The sequence below is a fragment of the Vibrio sp. 2033 genome, from assembly GCF_033339735.1.
Map to the genome: position 1 here is coordinate 1 of NZ_JAWOVC010000674.1, position 557 is coordinate 557.

The 557-nt window shown below is 42.7% G+C and carries 1 protein-coding gene; it reads right to left on the reverse strand.

Annotated elements, in window-relative coordinates:
* Positions 1-557 (reverse strand): DNA polymerase domain-containing protein (locus R7P74_RS28430; RefSeq protein ID WP_318124038.1); only part of this gene is annotated, 557 nt, incomplete at both ends.

A 557-nucleotide genomic window follows, 5' to 3' on the forward strand; every position in this document is an offset into this window, starting at 1 on the left:
TGCCACCAAGAGTTTATGTATTCAACCAAGTGATTGCCGACTTCATCCGCTTCCGCTTGGCTGTATGAACCATTCAAAGAGACAAATGTTGAGTCTGTATCTCCATAAATCACTTGATAGCCTTTGTTTTCAATCAGCACTTTAGTTTGCTTCATGATTTCATGCCCACGCATGGTAATACTGGAAGCTAATCGAGTATCAAAGAAACGACATCCCGATGAGCCCAATACGCCATAAAACGAGTTCATGATGATTTTGATTGCTTGAGAAAAAGCTTTCTCGTTGTTTTTCTTCGCAACATCTCGTGCCGCCCAAAGCTTTTCGATCATCTCTGGCAAAAAGTGTTTCGAACGATGAAACTGACCACCACGAAAACCAGGCACGGCTTGATCGTCATCCTTACCAATGTCCAGTAATAAACCTTCGACCAAACCCATTGGGTCGATCAAGAAAGAGCGAATAATAGAGGGATATAGACTCTTAAAATCCAGCACTAAAACTGAGTCATAAAGGTTAGGGATTGAGTCCATTACGTAACCGCCGGGACTCGCAATCCA